Origin of the sequence: Aureibaculum koreense (assembly GCF_034296135.1) — a bacterium.
In the GTDB taxonomy this organism is placed as follows: domain Bacteria; phylum Bacteroidota; class Bacteroidia; order Flavobacteriales; family Flavobacteriaceae; genus Aureibaculum.
The window spans coordinates 1-20,849 of the sequence record NZ_JAXKVV010000002.1 but is presented as its reverse complement, the minus strand read 5'-3'; the positions used below and the strand labels follow the sequence as shown (position 1 = coordinate 20,849).

Genomic DNA, 20,849 nt, shown 5'->3' with positions numbered 1-20,849 from the left:
TATTAGGAGCTATCGGGATGAAAAAAGGGGCAGACTTTAAATAATAAAACCTGACCCAGTTATTTTAACTTACACACTTTTTTTTTAGGATAGTGTCATGTACGATTATATTAGTTGTTTTCGCTCTTTGTTAGGCAAGTCTCCGATTTCTAATTTATTTGAAATCCTTTTTATTTTCAATTTAACTATCAGGTTTTCAAAATATTACATATAATAGTGATTAATAATATTGATGTTATTACTTCTAGTCTAAAGATATAAAAATGTCGGATAACAGAAGGTGAAATAGAAACTGATGACCCAACAAAACAATATAAATAAGTGCAGAAATATACTTAGTTAATCCCAAATCACGTACATATCAATCTAAGAGAAAATGAAGATTATATTTAATAACTACCGTTTTTAAACGGATGTACTGCCGCCGATTTCTTTGCAAAAGGATGATAATCTCCATTTAAAGGTGATAATTCTTTATTTCTAATTGTTTGCACTATTTCAATAGATTGCTTAGCATCGGATAGACCAAAACCAAAACCATCTAATATATCCTCATAACTTCGGGTATGCAGTTCCGTAAAACCTCCACTAAATTCAACTTCATCATCATCAACGGTAATAGAACGATATGTACGCTGACCTATTTCTTTAATGTTATCTGGTATCAAATTATAATCAATCGATAAAAACCAACGAACTCTAGCTTTTTCAAACTCTAAATAACCAGAAGCCCTATCATGATTATGAAGATGGACAACATTTTCTTTTACTTCCCCAAATATCCAAGACAACATATCATAAAAGTGTACACCTATATTAGATGCAATCCCACCTGATTTAGAAGTGTCACCTTTCCATGAGGTATAATACCAATGACCACGTGAAGTTAAGTAGGTTAAATCAACATCATAAATTTTATCTTTAGGACCATTCTCCACTTTTTCCTTTAAAGCTATTATACTATCATGCAATCTCAATTGTAATATTGTATAAACTTTTTTACCTGTTGCTTTTTCAATATCAGCTAACGCATCAATATTCCAAGGATTTAATACCAAAGGTTTTTCGCATATTGCATGTGCATCTCGCCGTAAAGCCATTCTGATGTGTGCATCATGTAAATAATTCGGAGTACAAATACTTACATAATCTAAGTGAATGTTTTTTTGTCTTTTTAGCTTTTCAATATGCCTATCGAAACGTTCAAACTCTACAAAAAAATCTGCATTAGGAAAAAAACTGTCCATTATTCCTACTGAATCAAATTTGTCTAACGCAGCAATTAGGTTGTTATTGGTGTCTTTTATTGCCTTTAAGTGTCTAGGAGCTATATAACCAGCGGCCCCAATTAATGCAAAATTTTTCATTTTTTAATGTAAATATTTAGTTAAATAATATTTTATCTTTTTTATTATATATTTTGGTTTTACTTTCTAATCTCTTAATGTTATGATGCGGTATTTCTATACCAACATAACGATTTAAGGCATTAATTTTTATAAAAACCTTCTGCTTATTTTTCTCCTTAACAAAATAACCTCTTAAACCAATAAATAAGCCCTTTATTACCTCAACCTCATCACCCCTTGAAATATTCTCTATTAATGAAAATTGACTCTTTGATTCACCGCTAATTAGTAATTGCAAATTTTTAATTTCTTCCTCTTTCACTATTGCATACTTCCCTAAATATTTTAGAATGTGCAAGGCTCCATTAACTGCTAAAACTTTATGAACATTTTGTTCTTCAATTCTTACAAAGACATATGATGGTATTAATGGTATTTGAACTTTTTTCTTTCTGTCACTCCATTGCCTAAAAGTAGTCACAAGAGGCAAATAAGTGGTATATCTTGATCGACGTAATTGTTCACAGACTTTTTTTTCAGCATTAGAACGAGTATAAACCGCGTACCAATTTTTAGAGTTGGAAGTTGACATTGATATTGAATTTTATCTTTTATAACGGTTCAAATGTAGGTATATTTTAGATTTCTAATTTTATTTTAAATAATTTCAAGCATCTATCAAGTTAATTTTTGGTTACTACTTTTATTATTAATTATATTTACATTGTAAAAATCTCAAATTATTTCTAAAATTTTGCTATGATTGCCAAAATATTTTCTCTAAATAAAATTTTATTATTCATTTTTATTGTTTTATCTCTAATTTCAATTTACTTCGTAATTCATTATAGAACATCTATATATAACTACGAAGTAAATTTAAATTATCAGTATGATTTTAGTAATTCTCAAGCAACCAAGTTTGATATATATGTTGTTAACAACAAAATGTTTTTACCCAATTTAGAAAATAAAAATGTTACAGCCTTTGTTAAGATAGAAATTAGCGGCACTTTTTTAAGTAAAATTTTTAAACCCTCAGTAGATTTAATCACTACACAAGATACCATTACAAATTATTTTGAATATAACTTAAAAGGCATTAGATATATTAATATAAGTGAACTAATAGCATCTGGAGTCAAAGAAATTGATTTAGTTGGCAATCATATTAAAATAAAAGACAAAAAAGTTGAACTCTTTGTGTTTGATAATCTTAATTTTCAAGATTCGAAAGTTTTAATTATTGCACCACACCCTGATGACGCAGAAATTGCGGCATATGGTATGTATGCAAAAAATAATAATTCATTTATTATAACTATAACTGCGGGTGAAGCTGGTTCTTATAATTATGATGAAGTATATAATGATTCTGTAACACATTATTTAAAAAAAGGGAAGTTAAGAACGTGGAACAGTATTACAGTTCCATTATTAGGAAATGTGAACTATCAAAATATATTGAATTTAGGATTTTTCAATGGAACATTAAAAAATATGTATGAAAATGATTCTGCTATATTCAAAAGCGTCTATGGTGAAACTTCTGAAATAAACACTTTTAGAAAACAAAACATCTCTGATTTAAGCAATGGTTTAACAGGAGTGTCAAATTGGAATTCATTAGTGAAAAATCTAACCTATTTATTAGACACTATCAAGCCAAATTTAATCATAGCCCCATACCCATTAATCGATTCTCATTTAGATCATAAATATTCCACAATAGCTTTAATAGAGGCATTAAAAAAATCTAAAAAAGAAGATGGTCATTTATTATTATATACAAACCACCATCCATTAAGCGAATCTTACCCTTATGGCGAATCTGAAAGCATTGTTACACTTCCTCCAAATTTTAACAACGAGTTATACTTTACCAATATTTATTCGAATTCACTGTCTACATCCTTACAAAAAGATAAATTATTTGCATTGGAAGCAATGAATGATTTAAGGTTAGATACCGAATGGAGAGAACCAAAGGGAGCCATACAAATAGCCCTAAAAACTATCAAAAGAAAGTTATTAGGGCCAAATATTGATTATTATAGACGTGCGGTCAGAGCAAATGAGTTATTCTTTGTTATACCTATAAAAGATATTTATGATAAGGAAAAACTAAAAATCATAAGTGATAAAATCATTAAATGACAATTACCTTTTTAGTTTCGTTAAAATTATCATTATACATTTTTATTAAATAAACACCATTGGCCATATGTGATAAATTTAATTGAGTAAAAACACCGTTGTTATCAGCTTTGACTTCCTTTTGATAAATCACTTTTCCATTTAGTGCAGTAACTACGATTTTTACACTACTTCTTAGGGATGGAATATTAATGTTTATCAATCCATCAGTCGGGTTTGGATACACATTATACTCAACCGCTCTTTTATTAGAACAATCTTCCACGATCACTAAAACATCAACTGTCTCAAGTATTCCATTTTTTTGAGCAGAAACTGTATAAATTGTCGTTTCTTCTGGGTTAACGGTAATGGTTGATTCCATATTACTGGTACTCCATAAGTAATTAGAACTCCCTCTGGCTTGTAAAATCAGTTCATCACCTTTACAAATAGTGATGTCTTCACCATTATTAATGATTAAAGGAATATTCTCTACTGTTACTTTAACATCATCTGTACTACTACAACTTGTCCCATTTTCCACTTCAACTGTATAAGTTGTTGTATTTTCAGGTTGTACTGTAATACTAGCCGTAGTTTCTCCGGTATTCCATAAAAATGAATTACCGCCTGTTGCTGTTAGCGTAACTGTTTCACCTGGCTCAATACTTACGTCATTGCCAGCATTAGCTTTAACGGCGTCGTTAACAAAAACAGTTATTTCATCAACTGCATCAGAATTACAATGACTACTTGCGATGATCGAATAAGTAGTTGTTTTAGTCGGGCTAACGGTTATGCTAGAAGTTACTTCTCCAGTATTCCATAGATAATTACCTATTCCTTCTGCAATTAAGGTCACACTTTCGCCACTACAAATCGTTTTATCATCACCTAAACTAACTTCGGGAGAACTTTCAACCAATACAACAACTTCATCAAAAACTGAACAACCTCCTATGGTTGAAGTTACTAAATATGTTGTAGGTGAGTCGGGACTCACGGTTATACTTGCGGTAGTTTCACCAGTATTCCATAAAAAATCTCCATTCCCTTTGGCTGTTAAAGTAACTAATTCACCAGTACATATTAATTTATCTTCTCCTGCATCCACAAATATTTGTGGACCGACAAATACTGTAATTTCATCCGTAACCGTAGTATTGCCACACCCACTACTTGCTGAAACGGAATATGTAGTAGTTACAAGAGGGCTCACTTTTATACTTGGTCCCAACTGACCATTACTCCATAAAAAATCGCCATTGCCTTCAGCAGTGAGAAAAACATCGTCACCATAGCAGATACTTATATCTTCACCTAAATCAACAGTTGGCATTACTTCAACAGTTACTATTACATCTTCGGTTTTAGAACAACTACCTGAACTAGAAGTTACGGTATATGTAGTTGTTTGTGTTGGACTTACAGTAATACTAGAAGTGTTTTCACCAGTACTCCATAAAAAGTCTCCATTCCCTTCTGCCGTTAGCGTAACTTCTGAACCAGAACAAATTGTTACATCATCACTAACAGATAATGATGGACCTTCAAAAACATTTACAATTATTTCATCAGAAACGCTAACATCATTACCACCGCAATTTGTTGTTGCCGTTATCGAATACGTTTTTGTTTCACTTGGACTTACAGTAATACTGGCTGTAGTTTCACCGGTATTCCATAAAAATGCTCCAACTCCTTCAGCAGTTAAAACAACTTCTTCTCCAAAACATATAGTTTTGTCATTTCCGAGCTCTACTTCAGGAGCTTCTTCTACTGTAACTATTATCTCTTCTGTTAAAGCACAATCTCCAGAACCAGCGGTGACTGTATAGGTTGTAGTTTCTGTTGGATTAACAGTAATACTGGCTGTGGTTTCACCTGTACTCCAAAGGTAGTTTGCATTGCTCTTAGCGGTTAACATTATTTCTGAACCTGCACAGGTTATAACATCATTACTTACACTCAGGATAACCCCTGGAATTACATTTACAACAATAGTATCAGTTACACTTAATACTTCAGTACCACAATCAATACTGGCCGTTACTATATATTCTGTAGTCTCTGCTGGGCTAACTTTAATATTCCTATTTGTACTTCCTGTACTCCATAAAAAAGCTCCTTTGCCTTGTGCGGTTAGGGTAACTTCATTTCCCGAACAAATGGATATGTCGTTTCCTAAATCTACCGTTGGTTGTTCAGCAATTGTTACAGTAACTGCTTCTTCTAACGAACACTCTCCTAAAGAAGTAGTAACTGTATAAGTGGTTGTTTCTGTTGGGTTTACAATAATACTATTTGCAGTTTCCCCAGTACTCCATAAAACACCTGCATTGCTTGTAGCAGTTAACGTTACTTCTTGTGGATTACAAAAAGCGACATTATCACTAACATTTAACACTAATTCAGGGGTTACATTCACAATTATAGTATCAGAGACACTTAATATTTCAGAACCACAATTAACACTAGCAGTTACAATGTATTCGGTCGTTTCTAATGGATTAACATTGATACTTGCAGTTGTTTCACCAGTACTCCATAAAAAATTTCCATTACCTTCTGCATTTAAAGTTGCCTCATTTCCGTAACAAATTGTAAGATCATCACCAAGATTCACCTCCGGCTCCTCAATTATTGTTACAATAACGTTATCACTTACCGTACAATCGCCGTTACTTGAAGTCACAGTATAAGTTGATGTTTCAGTAGGAATAACAGTAATACTTGCTGTAGTTTCTCCTGTATTCCACAAAAAATCTCCAGCTCCTCCTTCTGCTGTTAGTATTACTTCTGCCCCCGAACAAGAGGATACATCTGCTCCAGCCGTTACAATAAGTTCTGCATTTATATTTACCACAATAGTGTCAGATATACTTAAGTTTTCATTACCGCATTGAATTGTTGATGTGACTATATAGGAAGTCGTTTCCATAGGGTTTACATTGATACTCGCACCCGTTTCACCTGTGCTCCATAAAAATTCCCCTTTACCTACAGCCTCTAAAGTCACCTCAGTTCCTAAACAAGAATTAATATCATCACCTAAAGTAACTTCAGGAAGCTCATTAACAGTTACAATAACCTCGTCGGATTCCGAATTATTTTCATTCGATACTATTACAGTGTAAGTTGTCGTTTTGTCTGGGCTAACAGTAATACTTGCTGTAGTTTCTCCGGTACTCCATAAAAAATTTCCATTTCCAGTTGCGTTTAAAATAGTTTCTGAACCCTGACAAATTTCAACATCAAAACCAGCATTGGCATTTATATATCCAGTGGTGTTATTCTTATATTCATAGGCTCCAATATCTGGAGAACTATCATTTAGCCGATAATTGTTTAAAATGTCATACTTATTATCATCAATTCTTTCACCTGCATCTATCAATTTACTATCAGATTGTAGTAAAAAATCTCTTGCACCAACATTTACAAATTTAGGATCCACAGAAATATTATTTCCTGAAGGTTTCCAACTAGATTTAAAATTATAAAAATTACTGTTTGAAAATTTTGCTCCTGTTAGTGGGAAATAATTAGCCTCTTGTGAAAAATTTGAAAAATTAGTATTAATTATTTCTAAATTCTTTATATCTGCATTGGGACTCACATCCCTTAATAAGAAAGTACCATCGTTAAAGGTTGTATTTATAATTTTATTATTATGCAATGCTGACCCTGAATAACCATTTATATAAATACCAAATCTATGACCATTAAAAACACAATTTCTAATAATATTATTATAACCAATACTTTTATCATTAGTATTACCCTCTTCGTTATTATCTATAAAACCTATTGCAATTGAGACTTCATTACTTATAACCCTTTCTATTATATTATTACTAACCCCCCCCCATAAATAAACAGCACCTGAATGTTCCTTTTTTTTGTGATTGAATGCGTTGGCATTATTACCAGCATAACAATCTTTAATCACATTATAATCACAACCATAATTTCTGATATAAAAGCTCTCATTCAAATTAACACCTTTACTCAATTCTATTAAATTGTAATCATTGTCCAAATTTGAAGACCCTCTAATACCAATACCGTGGGTAGCCGCATTTGTAGAAGTTGTGTTGAAGTTTTCTGCATAACAATTTCGGATAATATTATTATGGCCATTAACTGAAATATGATAGTCTTGTCTTTCATTCATTCCAGTTCTATCATTGTACGATTTACATCCATCAATTAAATTATTTCCCTTTCCAAATAATGTAAAACCACCCATGTTTGCATTTAAACTGCGACAATCCAAAAATTTCATAAAGTCATTTGATGTAAATGGTCTATAGGAACCCGATCCTGAGGAAACATAAGTAGCAAAATTTATAAATGTTGCGTTAACATCACTCGCATTGGTACTATTTTTCCCAAATAGCTTCCCATTTATTCTATCAAAAACTAAATTACTATTATGGGTATTATTGGCTCTGATACCCTGATAATAATTTGTTATTTGTAAGTTTCTAAAAACTACATAATTCGTTCCCATTAACTGGATAGCATGACCATCAGAGGCAGATGCACCGGTCAGGGTGGGCATCTCAGAAGTATTCCAATTTACCCCATAATCAAAATAGTTTGAAGAGATGTCTCCTTTTGAATTTTTATAACCAATAAACTTAATAGGGTTTGAAGCTGTCCCGTCATTATACAGTGCTAAATTTTGATTACCATAATTACCAGCTTTAATCCACACTGTCATTCCAGCATTAGCTTTCGAAAAAGCTTCAGATAATGTCCAAGCTGAACCTTCAGTAATTCCATCTCCACCTCCATTTGCTGATGTAGTAACATATCTGTCTTTAGATGTTTGAGGTTCTGGAATGTTATTTTTTATATACGAAAGTGTAAATTCAATTAAACTATTGTTATTACTATCCTTCAGATCACTCCCACCTTCGTATCTAATTGTATTATTATCCCAGTAGCTAAAAGAAGAAGAAACCTTAAAGTAGTGATTAGATAATTGCCCTTCATTTATAGTTATTCCAGAAATTGATTTATTACTAACCGTAAAACCGTTTGTGCTTGAACCAGTTATAATCTTATCACTATCAAAATACACTCTATTAGGTTCTGATGCTTCAATTCTGAAATTAAATATAGTTGGAGGAGTTGCGTCGTTAAGATTAGCATTATAGTTTTTTGCCCCTGAAATTTTAAAAACTAATAAAATACTAATTAGAAAGAATAATTTTTTTGTCATAGTTGTTTTTTACAGATTAATTATTTTACAATAATTATCAGTAATATTTCTTTTTCATGAGAAAGCATAAACATTCTAATTCATTGAATAATAAAATTCAAATCACGGGGAGATTTTTAGAATAAATAATTTTTGAATTCTCTTCTTAGCAGAAACTACTTAACGTAAGATTTTAATTAAAATTGTATAATAATTAAAAAACTTCTAAACCCCTTTAAAATCAAACCGCCGCGAACGTAGTTTTGAATTCTAAAGGAATTCTAAAGTTGTGTTTAGAATTGCTGATATTGTTCAAAAACGTCAATTTTTGTTAATAACTTTTATTAAATTTATGGTAGTTAAATTTAGTGTAGTATGTTTGTGTAAAATAAAAAATTATTTTGCATTTATTTATGAAAAATTTGATAATTTTTATCCTTTTAACATTGTCCTTTTTTTCATGCGACGAAGATTTTAATAAAAAAAATGACAATAGTTTTTACATCTTTGGTAAAGTAGATAATATTGAAGATAGCACTAAAATTTATCTAAAAGTTCAAGAGTCCAATAAAATTATTCCTTTAGATACTACATATGCGATTGATGGTACCTTTCAATTTATGGGTAAAATAAACAAACCAGAAGTTTATGGAATTTATATAGATAGCATAAAAAGTTCTGTAGGCTTATTTATACAAAACGATAGTGTTTTTATCGATATTAATAGAGATAAGTTAAGTGATTCTAAAATAAAAGGATCAGAATTAAATGATCAGTATTTAAGTTTTATAAAAAAATCTAACGAAATACTTTCTAAAATTAATTACCTATTCCCTCTTTTTCAAAAAGCAAGAACAGAAAATGATGTGGACAAACTCAATGAAATAAATAAAAAAATTGAGGCCATACATAAAGAGAATACAACCTTTGTATTAAATTTTGCAAGAGAAAACCCAGATTCTTATATTGCCGCTTTTGCCTTACAAACCCTATTAAAAAACAAATATACATCTAAAGATACCATTGCTTCAATTTACAATAACTTTACACATAATGTTAAAAAAGGCGATTTTGCCATTGAAATTTTATTATATCTAGAAAATCAAGAATCGTTAGAAAATATTGAGAATTAAATGGCAATATAGCCTTTTGTCTCTAACTCTATTGGCTCTTTATCCTTTTCAAACCATTTGGCGGACAAATCTCCCTTCAATACTATTTCGTCTCCGTTAACTTGCAACCAACTCCCCTCTCTCAAACCGATTACGGGAATATCGTTGTAAGTATGGAATTCTTTTATTCTGGTTTCCCTAGTTTCTCCTCTATGTTTTGAATTGGGATCTGGGTTCAAGTAATGAGCATTGACATTGAAAGGAATACACCCGAGTGTAGTATAACTTGGTGGATAAACAATGGGCATATCATTAGTGGTTTGCATAGTTAAGCCTGCTATATTGCTACCGGCACTTGTTCCCAAATATGGTTTACCCTTGTTAATTGCGTTTTTTAATATTTCCATTATGTTTTGTTGGTAAAGCTCATGCACCAACACAAAAGTATTGCCTCCGCCCACAAAAATGCCTTCCGCTTTTTCAATTGCTTTATGTTTATCATCAAAAGTATGGATACCCACAACATTAATATCGATTTTCTTAAAAGCATCGGAAACTATTTTAGTATAATCATCATAACCAATGCCACTTGGTCTGGCATAGGGTATAAACAATAATGCGTTTACCTCTTTAAAAAAGTTGCTTAATATAGGTAGTAAATATTCTAGATAACCACTTCCATAAATAGTTGACGTACTTGCTAAAAAAAGTTTTTTCATCATTACATCATTACTATAAAGCCAAAAATAATTACATTAAAAAAAGTTATTAAATATCTTGATTGAAATACTATAATACGAAATGTGATATTAACTTACTTATTTTGTTCAACTATAGAATCTATATTCATTCTTATCATTTTCTCAACTAACACATTTGTAAATTTTATTGCTGCCTCCTTATTTAAATGACTTTCATCTCGAAAATTACGATAATCTTTTGAAAAAACTATATTATCTTTAAAATTTACCAAATAAACATTCTTCATGTTCCTTATATAATCTAATGTTGATGTATTTTTAATAATTTCATTAAATCTTGGACTAACTACAATGAAAACTGGGCAACCTTTTTTAGTAAAACTAGATATAAATTCATTAAATAATTTTACAGTTTCTTTATTTAATACTCGTTTCGTATCAATTATTGTTGGGGTTGAATTATCAGGTTGCATTTGACCGGTAACAGGTTTCCACCCCTTATCCTCAAGCTTACCATCTAATCCCTTTATCAAATATGGTCTCAATAGGTAATAATAACTAGAATTATAAGCATAAAGTTTAGAGTAATTAAAATATTGCTCAAAAATAGAAACTTTGTTTATCATTGGTCTAATTTCTTTATGCTCTCGATAAAAGGGCCTTAGCATGCCAGCAGAAGGTTCATATGAAGCAGATAAGCCACTACTTAGATAATCCGCCTCAATATCTAAAATGGCTAATTTGGGTGTATGTCTTTTTAAAATCCCTTCTGCCATACTAATCCAAAAAGGTAGGGTTTGATTTCCTCTTCCTGCATTCCAACAAGACAACTTTAATGATTTTTCAATAATAGAGGGTGCAATATGACATTCCGCACGAGATGCCCCAAAAATCATAATATCTTCTTTACTCTTTTCAAGTGAATATTGTGCTTTGAAATATCTTCCATCTGGAGATTTGTCTATAATACTATCTAAAGTAAATCCAAGTAAGAAATCGACAAGTATAAAAGCTAGGAATAATATTACTAATTTATAAAATAATTTAAACATTCGAATAATTTTTAAAACTGAAAATAAATAAACTGACCACCATCAAAAACTCCAAAGGAAATTATGTATACTATTAAAAATAAAATGGTTAAAAAACGAATATATCTAGAATCATGGTTTAAAAGTTTAAATTTCGGGTAATAAACGCTCACTATACCTTGTATAGCAATTATTAAAATTCCAATCAATGAATAAGAAAAAATGCCAATATCACCCATATAAAATGTTGTTCCTAAATCAGTAAAAATTTTACTTACAATATAAAAACCATCACTTGCAATATAAGCTCTAAAAAAAATTAAAGAAAAAGTAAAGAAAAGAAAGGTGTAGCACATACCAATAATTGAATTTAGCCAGTTTGGAATATGTTTTATCATTTTTTTTCTAGTTTTCCTAGTCAGAAACTCTATTGCTAAAATAACGCCTTGTAAAAATCCAAAAATTATATAATTCCAACTTGCTCCATGCCAAAATCCAAGAATCAAAAATGTAACCATTCCAGCGTAAACTACAGCACTTTTTCCCCAATCTCTTTTATTAATAACTATGGGTGTATAAATATAATCATTAACCCAAGAAGAAAGTGTAATATGCCATTTACGCCAAAAGTCAGCCATTGATTTTGCACTAAAAGGTGCATTAAAATTTTCTGTTAACTTATAACCAAATAATTGTGCAGAGCCTATTGCCATATCAGTATATCCTGAAAAATCAGTAAACATTTGTAATGTATAGAATAATGCTGCTATAAGTAAGGTCGTACCCGTATGATGCTCCGAATTATCAAGAACAGCACTCGTATATAACGCAAGTCTGTTGGCTATAGCCACCTTTAAAAACAATCCCCATAAAATTCTTTTTAACCCCTGAACAACTTGTTTATAATCAAACTTATGTTCAAGTTGTAGCTGAGGTAAAAAGTTATGTGCTCTTTCAATTGGACCCGAAAGTAATTTTGGAAAAAACATTAAATATGTTGCAAAATGACCTAAATTTTTCTCTGCAATATGAATACCTCTCTTTATTTCAATCAAATAACCAATTGCCTGAAAAGTAATGTAAGAAATACCCAAAGGAACAATTAATTGCAATTCAATCGGCTGATAAGTATTAACAAGCCCTTCATGACTTATTTTTTTTACTATTTCAAAACCATCAAAGACGGTTGCAATAAAGAAATTAATATATTTAAAAAAAACAAGTAGACCTAAATTAATAATTAAACCTAACCAAAAATACCTTTTTTTTATACCTGGATCAGAATTACGTTCAATTAGGATGGCACTAACAAAAGTACTAATGATTATTATTATCGGGACAGCAATTGTCTCTACTCCACCAATCGAATAAAAAACCGTACTTGACACTAATAAAAGCATCCAGCGAAATTTATTAGGAATAAGATAATATAATAAAAATACTATTGGAAGAAATAGAAAATAATTGATTGAATTAAATATCATTAGTTAGAAATTATTATAAAATAAACTTTAAATCTTCAATAAATACAAGTAAAAAAACTATCCAATATGATTGAATATTGAATCACACATTTCACCTACATTATTCCAACCACGAATTTCAGAAGAATTAAAGCGAACTTTAAAATGTTTTTCAATAGCAACAATTAACATTACGTGAGATAATGAATCCCATTCATCTATATCATTTGCACTCGTTTCAAAAGTCAAGACAATCTCATCATTATCAAGTTCGTCAATATATATTTCATTTACCTCATTTAAAATATCTGATTTTTCCATTTTTTATAATTTATATTTCACTTATGTAACAATTCATTTTTTTATACTTATTTAGTTTTAATTCCCAAAAATCACCCTCTTTTGAAAAACCTAAATCTTTGTAATGATTTTCAACTATACTATTCTTCGTAGTTCGTATATACTCACCAACAATAGTATCACATTTAATATCAAGAGCGGCTTGAACTAAGGTATTCAAGACAAACTTATCCACATCTCTTTTAAGTACTCTACAACTCATAATCCAAGTATCAATGAATAATGTTTTCGGATCACTTTTTTTTAAAATTACCAAACTTATTAATCCGTATTCCCCATATTTATCATTAAGAGAATATGCTCTAGTTACACAACTTTTATTATTTCTCAAGTTTTCAACTTCCTGTTCAGAATACCTAATAGTCCGTAAATTAAACTGATTTGATCGTTGTGTCAATTGTGCTACTCTTGGAGTGTTGAATTTATTGAAAGATTCAACTTTACATTCCATTTCTAAACTTTCAATAAAATCGGTTTCGTTAACAAATTTTTCTTGAGCAACTGCTCTTTTCGCTTCAACTTGATATTTAGATGTTCTTATTTCATCTTCATTAGTATAGGAGGCTGTTTCAAAGAGATTTAATGATCTAATATAAGTCATATACTCAGCAGGGTCATGAGGTAATTCAGGTACTGTTATATCAGCTATATGTGACCGCACCATGTTACGTTCAAAGGGATTGTCATCTAGAAAAACCATGGAATCAAATCCTATATTTAACACTTTTTGTATGTAATTTATGTTATCTGCCTTATTGTCCCAATTGGCAACAAAAACAGATATATCCTCAAGACTTAAAATCATCTCTGGGTGTTTTTCAAATGGCTCTTTTGCATTAACTTCGTCATTTTTACTGCAAACAGCCAATATTACACCTCTATGCTTCAGTAATTTAGCCCAAATTTGAAGTTCTGTAAATGCTTTTCCTATGCCTAAATCTCCTATTTGTATATTTTCAATTCCATCATCACCAATTATTCCTCCCCAAACAGTATTATCAAGATCAAGAATCAAACATTTTTTAAATTTCCCCTCAATAGATTGAATAATATCAGCAGTATTTTTTGCAATAATTGGGAGAATATCAATTTTAAAAAACAATTCTGTATTTACATAGAATTTATTATCCATCAATGCGTCAGACCCATATTGACTTTGCAATAAACAAATATCCTGAATAAAGACATTTTTTAAGTCTTTTGCAAAATCCATTAACTCAAAATTAATCTTTCTGGTTTGATAAATAAATGAAGTTTCAGTTTTATTCGCATAATTACCAAAAACCGAATCGTTTATCTCATTAAAATTAAAAAAAATAATTTTTGTATTTAAACTTTTATTTATTGATTGTTGCAAAGCATTAAAACCAGATATAATTTTATCAGAAAATTTCGATTTATCTTCATTTTCGAGCTTTCCGAATTTTTTATATAATTTATTTATACAATATATAACAACTACATAATCTGCTTTAAACTCATAAAATTCTGAATTTGAATCAAACGTTTGAAGTTCAATTTGATCGTAATCTGCTTCAAAAATTTCGAAATCAACTTCGATATTATAACCATACCCGTTTAGGGCTTGCACATACATCTGTGTTGCAGAATCACCTAATACAGCAATTTTAAGCTTTTTAAATTTAGAAAAGTCTTTTTTTAAGTTTTTTTTTAACGACCGAAAAGTTATATCCTTCATAAAAATTTATATTATAAATATGTAATTAATTGCTTTTTATAGATTTCGTTTTATGATTATATAAGATTTTTATTATAAACACAAACTTATAAAAATACACAAATCGAAAATACTAATAAATGCTAATTAATACCTAATATTTTTAACAATATTTATTGGGTTTTTACATAATAAATAGGAATAATTAATTACTAAATCAAATTCTCCAAAAAATAATATTTTTTAAAATAGATGAATTAAGATAAACGAATAGAATTTATTCTTATTGTAATATTAAAAAAGTTTTGAATTCAATTAGTGTAAAATAATCATACCATTTATAAGCGACTAATTTTAGTTTAAATTATGTTCTAATTATTATTCTTTTATAGGTACACTAAGAAATATGTCTGTTATGAATTTTGAATCTTAAAAATAAAAAAAAATTAATTCGTGTATTATCAGAGTATATCTATCCCGTTGTGCTTTTTAAATAATGCTAATTTTAATATTGTTAATGTTTCTGCCAAATATAAACTTGTTGATATATTGAATAGTTGTTAGTGCGGTTATTTTAGATATTATTCTGGTTTTAAAACCTTCAAAAGTATTGGCATAGCTGCGTCTTATCATAAATTGGTCACATAACTGTGAAAATAATGTTTCTATTCTTTTCCTCTTTTTTCTGAATATATATGGTTGTTTTTTATAATTTTTTTGATTGTTTCTCATAGGAGTATTTAGTCTTATGTTGCAGGTCTCAAACAAATTGAGCTGAATTTCTGTTGATAGATAGCCCCTATCGCCAATTAACGTACAATCGCTAATCAACATCTTAACATCTTTAAGGTAGTTTATATCGTGTACGGAAGCAGGGCTCAAGTCAATACTTTGAAAAACACCGTTTACAAAGCAGACCGCGTGCAATTTATAACCGTAATAATTAGAACTATAGCCGCACAATACCCTTTGTCCATAAACGCATAGGAGCCTTCCTTACAAATCTTCGAGCGAGAACTTCGTGATAATTTGCAAACTTCTAAAGGCATGCTGTCTACAACAAAATAACCCTCGAACTCATTGAAATGAGAAGCTAGATTTAAACGTATGTCATTAAGATCGGTAACCAGTTTTCGCTTTCTTCTATTATAGACGCTTCGCTCTATTTTTGCCAATATAGTTTTAGGAAGTTTCCTGAACAAGTCATTTTCACTATCTATTCCCATAAATTCAGCAGTTAAATTCAAACCGATCAGCTCTAAGTCGCTAAGTTTCAGTCTACGCCTTTGGTAGGTTAATAGTTGTTCTTTTGATATTTTTCGTAATACTTCCAATATTCTTTCATAATTTGCATTTAAGTTGTTCATTGTTAATGATTTGCGGTTAAATCAATTTGCTGATTTTCAGTAAGATGAACAACTTTTTCCGTTTAAATCATAATGAACAACGGGTTATATCTAATAAATCTTTAACAAAAGTTTACAATTGCTTTAATATTTATTTAGCAGTTGATGGATTTAATTTGTGGTAATGCTTCGATCAACCTGCCTTGTACTTCTTATAATCTCCTCTTTCAGCTTATCCGCTCAAGAGGCTAGGACATTAATTTCCGGCACTATTAAAAGCAATGAACCCGACTTAAAAGATGTGCATGTTATCAATATAACCTCAAAAAAAGGTTCGGTTACCAATACAAACGGTCAGTTTTCTATTTGGGCAAAAAATAACGACACACTTGTTTTTAGGGGACTTCAATTTGAAAGTAAAAAAATAGTTGTTAAAAAAACAGATATTGATAACAAATCAATTGAAGTTGAACTAAATACCAGAACCAATATGCTTAAAGAGGTAAATATTAAAAAGCCTGAAAATATGGCAATGGCTTTAAATCTGCCAAATGCTGGTAAAAAACCACTCAAAGGTGTTGATAGAAAACTGGCTTATTACAGTCAAGAAAGTACAGTAGCGGTTATCTTAGGGCCATTACTAGGTAAAAAAGGAGGTATTGAAGATCTTTACAATATTATTTCGGGCAATAGAAAAAAACATCGCAAATTAAAAAAGTTAATTGAAGCTGATAAGTTATTGGAACACAACAAAAAAGTTCTTTTGGAAATAAGAAAACACTTTAAAGACGATTTTTTTATTTACACGCTGAAAATTCCCAGTAAAAAAATCGACAGTTTTATTGATTATTGTCAACCAAAAAATATTGTAAATTTATTTGATAAAAAAAGTTACCTTGAAATTATAGATGTCTTTGTTAAAGAAAGTAAACCGTTTCTAAAAGATATGAAGGATGAAAAATAGTGTATTTCTTTTTTTTCTGATTATCGTCAGCATAAATTCTTATGGTCAAGACAACCGCACTGTCCTTTATGGCACCATTAAAAGCGAAGGGGCAGAACTGCAAAATATACACGTTTTGAATAAAAGTTCCAAAAAGGGAGCTATTACAGATTCAAAAGGTCGGTTTACTATAGAAGTTCAAGAAAAAGATACACTTATTGTTACAGGGATTCAGTTTTACTATTTAGAAGTTTCTGTTACCAAACAACATATTACAGAAAAAACACTCACTATTGATTTATTACAAAAAATGAACGAATTGGAAGAGGTTGAAGTAAAACATAATTTAACAGGAAACATAACAGTTGATGCGGATGAAATAAAAATTGAAAAGCATGTTAAAGGTGAGGTTCTTGACTTTTCTAAGGTTGATTTAAACTTAGTTGATATTAAGATTGATGAATCTTCTAGAAGTCGTACTTCTAACGATAGCGAGCTTATGCCAAACATGAATCCAGATCTTATAGCCATAGCATTTTTACTTTTAGAACCTATTGCTAAGGAGGTAGTTAAAATTGGAGCGACAAAAAGAAATATTAAAAAGTATGAAAGACGTTACCAAAATAAAGTTTTACAAGCTCCAGCAAACATTAGAACTGACTTTGGAGATACTTTTTTTACAGAAACATTGAAAATACCAGCTGACCATATTGATGAATTCATTGCTACTTGCTTATCTAAAGGTGTAGCGAATTTGTATGTTGATAATAAAAAAATTGGAGTTATTGATCTATTCTTAAGGGAGAGCAAAATCTATTTAGAGCAAATTAAAAATGAACACTAGCGGAGTGGCACATTATTTAAATAATATAATATTACTTTTAACCCAATAAAAATAGTGCATTTGAAATGAACAATTCAAAATTATTTTTTCTCTTTCTTTTATTTCCTTTTTTTGCATTTACGGCACATAAATTTTATATAAGTTTAATTAAGGTAGAATATAAAGCAGAAGAAAAGACGGTTCAAATTACCATGCATGTTTTTATAGATGATCTTCAAAAGGTAATAAACAAAACTTACGGTACTACAATAGAACTTGGAGCTAAAGACGAAGTTAAAGATACTAATGTGCTTATTAGCAGTTATATAGAAGATAATTTTAAAATTGAAATTAATTCAAAAATTAATCCTTACAAATACCTTGGCAAGGAGTATGAGAACGATATTGTTTATTTGTATCTAGAACTAAAAAATATTAATAAAATTAATAGTATTCAAATAACAGATACTATGTTAATGGACTATTTTCCTGAGCAAAAAAATATTGTTAAGCTAAATATCAATGATATAAAAAAGACTTTGTTGTTAACAAAAGATAAAAACAAGGTCAAGTTTACGCCCTGACCCTTTTCATAATTATTTATATATTTGTAATATATAATTGCTTATGAAGAAAATTTACTTTCTACTCCTATTTACACTCTTACAAATTGGTTTCGCTTTTTCGCAAAGCGATACCCTTGATGCCCAAAAATCAGATTTAGACTTAAAACTAGAAAAATTAGAAGAAGAAAAAAGACTTAAATTTTTAGCAAAAAAAAAGAAAGCAGATTCTTTAAGAGCTGCTCTTCAAAATGAAATAAAACTAGCAAAAGAAAAGGCTATTTTAACGCGAAGGGAAAGAAGAGATAAAAAAAGGCTAGAAAAAGCGGAGGCTTTAGCGATGCTTCAGCAAAAAAACGATTCCATTTTAAGAGAAAAAAACGAAAAAACAATTGCTTTACAAAATCTCGCCAATAAAAAACAAATCAAGAAAGAAGATATCATTCTCCAAAGAGTAGAAAAAAAAGATGCCTTAAACTCAAAAAAACAACAATTATTAGCCGAAACGCTAGAAGAAAAAGAACAAGCAATAAAAAATCAAATAGTATTAAAAGACCAAATAGCGATTGAAAATGAAAGAAATAATACACTAAAAGCTGAACAAGAAGAACAGGATATTATTGATCGTATTGATCTTAAAGAAAAATCCAAGGCAAACAACTTAGCTATTGTTTCCAATATGTTAAAAGAAAACGAGCAATTGGCAGAAGAAATTATTGCAATAAAACAGCAAGCTAGAAATAAAAATAAAGAAGCTGTTGAAGAAAAATTAGAAGAAAAAGAGCTGGCAATAAAAAATCAAATAGAGCTTAAAGATCAATTGGCAACTGAAAACGAAAAAATTATTGCACAAATGGCAGCGGAAGAACAACAAAAAGTTATAGACCGTATTGCTCTTAAGGAAAAGTCTAAAGCAAATAATTTAGCTATTATTTCCAATATGCTAAAAGAAAACGAACAATTAGCAGAAGAAATTATCGCAATAAAACAAAATATTAAAAACGAAAATCAAGAAACTGTTTATAAGAAACTAGAGGAAAGAGAAAAAGCACTAAAGAATCAAATTGCGTTAAAAGAACAAATTGCAATTGAAAGAGAAATTTTAAAAACTAAAATACAAATTGAAGAACAACAAGATTTTATTGAGCGGATAGATTATAAAGAAAAGACCAAAGCAGAAAACTTGGCCGTTATTTCCGATAAGTTAAAAAAGAACGAAAAATTGCTTGAAAATAATATAGAAGTTAAACAAGCAATAAAAGAAGCCAATCAATTAGCCGTATTAGAGAAGTTAGAAGAACAAGAACAGAATCTTGAAGAAAATTATTACGAAAAAGAAGAAATCAGAAAAGAACAACAACATTTAATCGTTACCCACTTAAAGTTGTTAGAAGATAAAAAAAGAGAAGCATATATCTCTAAAAAATTAGAAAATTCTTTTAGGCAAAAAGAAATACAACATATTAAAGAATCTCGCTTAAGAAAATCTATTGCCGAAAGAAACGAAAGAAGAGCCAGTGAGCTTAGAAAAGCAGGTAATATAAAGACTTTTAAAGGTGAGGTTAAAAAAGTTGACAATTAGTAAATTGTTAAACTTACCTATGAAACTCATGCTAAAGAAAGTAGTTTTCATCTGAAATTTGCAGTAAAAAAGACAATGAAGTTAAAAGAATTTTTGCCAGTTCAAAACAAATCACTAATATTGTAGTCGATCCTGACCTAAAAATTGCAGATATAGATACTACCAACAACCGTTGACCTAAAAAAATTGAAAATAATCAATTTGAACAATTCAAGGACAAATTGAAAAATTAGTGTTTTTAAATTTAGAGTTTTTTGTTAAATGCCCTAGTCAACTATGACTAGGGCATTTTAATTTTTTTATCGTAATCCTCTCCATCAAATAATATTCTAGCTCTTTTATGATTATAAGTTGGATTAAATATACTTCTTTGTTCAATAAAACCTGAAAATCGAATAGCATTTAAATCTAAAATACCATGAAATAATACCATTTCTGATTTAAAAATACTCAAAAAATGTTTTAGTGTATAATTGATAACTGGTGATAGATTTTATAAGTTCAGGAGTTAGTTGGTTTACCATCTCAGTAATTTTATCTTGTAGCG

The 20,849-nt window shown here is 29.7% G+C and carries 15 protein-coding genes and 1 pseudogene; 6 read left to right on the top strand and 10 right to left on the bottom strand.

Annotation, left to right across the window (positions count from 1 at the left end):
- Positions 1 to 389: 389 nt before the first annotated feature.
- Both UMM65_RS02085 and UMM65_RS02080 read right to left on the bottom strand, forming a co-directional pair.
- Entirely contained in the window at positions 390 to 1,367 is a 978-nt protein-coding gene (locus UMM65_RS02085; RefSeq protein WP_321974810.1) for a Gfo/Idh/MocA family protein, read from the bottom strand.
- Positions 1,368 to 1,383: 16 nt separating this feature from the next.
- Positions 1,384 to 1,941 carry a UpxY family transcription antiterminator gene (locus UMM65_RS02080; RefSeq protein WP_321974809.1) on the bottom strand — a complete coding sequence of 186 codons (558 nt, stop codon included), beginning with the start codon at positions 1,939 to 1,941 and terminating at the stop codon, positions 1,384 to 1,386.
- A 167-nt stretch (positions 1,942 to 2,108) separates the two neighbouring features.
- On the opposite strand from UMM65_RS02080, the gene UMM65_RS02075 reads away from it, so the two are divergent.
- Positions 2,109 to 3,506: a PIG-L deacetylase family protein gene (locus tag UMM65_RS02075; RefSeq protein ID WP_321974808.1), complete on the top strand. Its 1,398-nt coding sequence runs from the start codon at positions 2,109 to 2,111 to the stop codon at positions 3,504 to 3,506.
- On the opposite strand, the gene UMM65_RS02070 is transcribed toward UMM65_RS02075, so the two are convergent.
- A complete protein-coding gene (locus UMM65_RS02070; protein WP_321974807.1) occupies positions 3,499 to 8,721 on the bottom strand; it encodes a T9SS type A sorting domain-containing protein in 5,223 nt (1,740 codons plus the stop codon). The genes UMM65_RS02075 and UMM65_RS02070 overlap by 8 nt on opposite strands.
- A gap of 425 nt (positions 8,722 to 9,146) precedes the next feature.
- Here UMM65_RS02070 and UMM65_RS02065 point away from each other — a divergent pair, with 425 nt between their 5' ends.
- Positions 9,147 to 9,833, top strand: coding sequence for a DUF4369 domain-containing protein (locus UMM65_RS02065; protein WP_321974806.1), 687 nt, complete (start codon positions 9,147 to 9,149; stop codon positions 9,831 to 9,833).
- Here the strand turns inward: UMM65_RS02065 and pepE are convergent.
- From pepE to UMM65_RS02035, 6 genes and pseudogenes are all read right to left on the bottom strand, one after another.
- Positions 9,830 to 10,531 (bottom strand): dipeptidase PepE, encoded by a 702-nt coding sequence (gene pepE, locus UMM65_RS02060; protein ID WP_321975132.1) that lies wholly within the window; start codon positions 10,529 to 10,531, stop codon positions 9,830 to 9,832. The genes UMM65_RS02065 and pepE overlap by 4 nt on opposite strands.
- Positions 10,532 to 10,626: 95 nt before the next feature.
- Positions 10,627 to 11,565 carry a hypothetical protein gene (locus UMM65_RS02055; RefSeq protein ID WP_321974805.1) on the bottom strand — a complete coding sequence of 313 codons (939 nt, stop codon included), beginning with the start codon at positions 11,563 to 11,565 and terminating at the stop codon, positions 10,627 to 10,629.
- 11 nt (positions 11,566 to 11,576) lie between these two features.
- Positions 11,577 to 12,944 (bottom strand): MBOAT family O-acyltransferase, encoded by a 1,368-nt coding sequence (locus tag UMM65_RS02050; RefSeq protein WP_321974804.1) that lies wholly within the window; start codon positions 12,942 to 12,944, stop codon positions 11,577 to 11,579.
- A gap of 141 nt (positions 12,945 to 13,085) precedes the next feature.
- Positions 13,086 to 13,328 carry an acyl carrier protein gene (locus UMM65_RS02045; protein WP_321974803.1) on the bottom strand — a complete coding sequence of 81 codons (243 nt, stop codon included), beginning with the start codon at positions 13,326 to 13,328 and terminating at the stop codon, positions 13,086 to 13,088.
- Positions 13,329 to 13,338: 10 nt separating this feature from the next.
- Positions 13,339 to 15,066 carry an HAD-IIIC family phosphatase gene (locus tag UMM65_RS02040; protein ID WP_321974802.1) on the bottom strand — a complete coding sequence of 576 codons (1,728 nt, stop codon included), beginning with the start codon at positions 15,064 to 15,066 and terminating at the stop codon, positions 13,339 to 13,341.
- Between the two features lie 468 nt (positions 15,067 to 15,534).
- Positions 15,535 to 16,412, bottom strand: a pseudogene (locus tag UMM65_RS02035) (IS982 family transposase).
- Positions 16,413 to 16,575: 163 nt separating this feature from the next.
- Between UMM65_RS02035 and UMM65_RS02030 the strand changes: the two are divergent.
- The 4 genes from UMM65_RS02030 to UMM65_RS02015 all read left to right on the top strand — a co-directional run bounded on the left by UMM65_RS02030 (position 16,576) and on the right by UMM65_RS02015 (position 20,302).
- Complete coding sequence (locus UMM65_RS02030; protein ID WP_321974801.1) at positions 16,576 to 17,355, top strand: carboxypeptidase-like regulatory domain-containing protein; 780 nt, start codon at positions 16,576 to 16,578, stop codon at positions 17,353 to 17,355.
- The gene (locus tag UMM65_RS02025) at positions 17,345 to 18,178 is read left to right on the top strand and encodes a carboxypeptidase-like regulatory domain-containing protein (protein ID WP_321974800.1); all 834 of its coding nucleotides are present in this window, start codon (positions 17,345 to 17,347) and stop codon (positions 18,176 to 18,178) included. The genes UMM65_RS02030 and UMM65_RS02025 overlap by 11 nt, the downstream gene beginning before the upstream one ends.
- Before the next feature lie 65 nt (positions 18,179 to 18,243).
- The gene (locus UMM65_RS02020; protein WP_321974799.1) at positions 18,244 to 18,741 is read left to right on the top strand and encodes a DUF6702 family protein; all 498 of its coding nucleotides are present in this window, start codon (positions 18,244 to 18,246) and stop codon (positions 18,739 to 18,741) included.
- 43 nt (positions 18,742 to 18,784) lie between these two features.
- Positions 18,785 to 20,302, top strand: coding sequence for a hypothetical protein (locus UMM65_RS02015; RefSeq protein WP_321974798.1), 1,518 nt, complete (start codon positions 18,785 to 18,787; stop codon positions 20,300 to 20,302).
- A gap of 280 nt (positions 20,303 to 20,582) precedes the next feature.
- Here UMM65_RS02015 and UMM65_RS02010 read toward each other — a convergent pair whose 3' ends face one another.
- Positions 20,583 to 20,756: a hypothetical protein gene (locus UMM65_RS02010; protein WP_321974797.1), complete on the bottom strand. Its 174-nt coding sequence runs from the start codon at positions 20,754 to 20,756 to the stop codon at positions 20,583 to 20,585.
- Between the last annotated feature and the right edge of the window lie 93 nt (positions 20,757 to 20,849).

Coding starts and splice junctions, on each gene's coding strand:
- UMM65_RS02085 (WP_321974810.1), bottom strand. CDS start 1,367: ATGAAAAATTTTGCATTAATTGGGGCCGCTGGTTATATAGCTCCTAGA.
- UMM65_RS02080 (WP_321974809.1), bottom strand. CDS start 1,941: ATGTCAACTTCCAACTCTAAAAATTGGTACGCGGTTTATACTCGTTCT.
- UMM65_RS02075 (WP_321974808.1), top strand. CDS start 2,109: ATGATTGCCAAAATATTTTCTCTAAATAAAATTTTATTATTCATTTTT.
- UMM65_RS02070 (WP_321974807.1), bottom strand. CDS start 8,721: ATGACAAAAAAATTATTCTTTCTAATTAGTATTTTATTAGTTTTTAAA.
- pepE (WP_321975132.1), bottom strand. CDS start 10,531: ATGAAAAAACTTTTTTTAGCAAGTACGTCAACTATTTATGGAAGTGGT.
- UMM65_RS02055 (WP_321974805.1), bottom strand. CDS start 11,565: ATGTTTAAATTATTTTATAAATTAGTAATATTATTCCTAGCTTTTATA.
- UMM65_RS02050 (WP_321974804.1), bottom strand. CDS start 12,944: ATGCTTTTATTAGTGTCAAGTACGGTTTTTTATTCGATTGGTGGAGTA.
- UMM65_RS02045 (WP_321974803.1), bottom strand. CDS start 13,328: ATGGAAAAATCAGATATTTTAAATGAGGTAAATGAAATATATATTGAC.
- UMM65_RS02040 (WP_321974802.1), bottom strand. CDS start 15,066: ATGAAGGATATAACTTTTCGGTCGTTAAAAAAAAACTTAAAAAAAGAC.
- UMM65_RS02030 (WP_321974801.1), top strand. CDS start 16,576: ATGCTTCGATCAACCTGCCTTGTACTTCTTATAATCTCCTCTTTCAGC.
- UMM65_RS02025 (WP_321974800.1), top strand. CDS start 17,345: ATGAAAAATAGTGTATTTCTTTTTTTTCTGATTATCGTCAGCATAAAT.
- UMM65_RS02020 (WP_321974799.1), top strand. CDS start 18,244: ATGAACAATTCAAAATTATTTTTTCTCTTTCTTTTATTTCCTTTTTTT.
- UMM65_RS02015 (WP_321974798.1), top strand. CDS start 18,785: ATGAAGAAAATTTACTTTCTACTCCTATTTACACTCTTACAAATTGGT.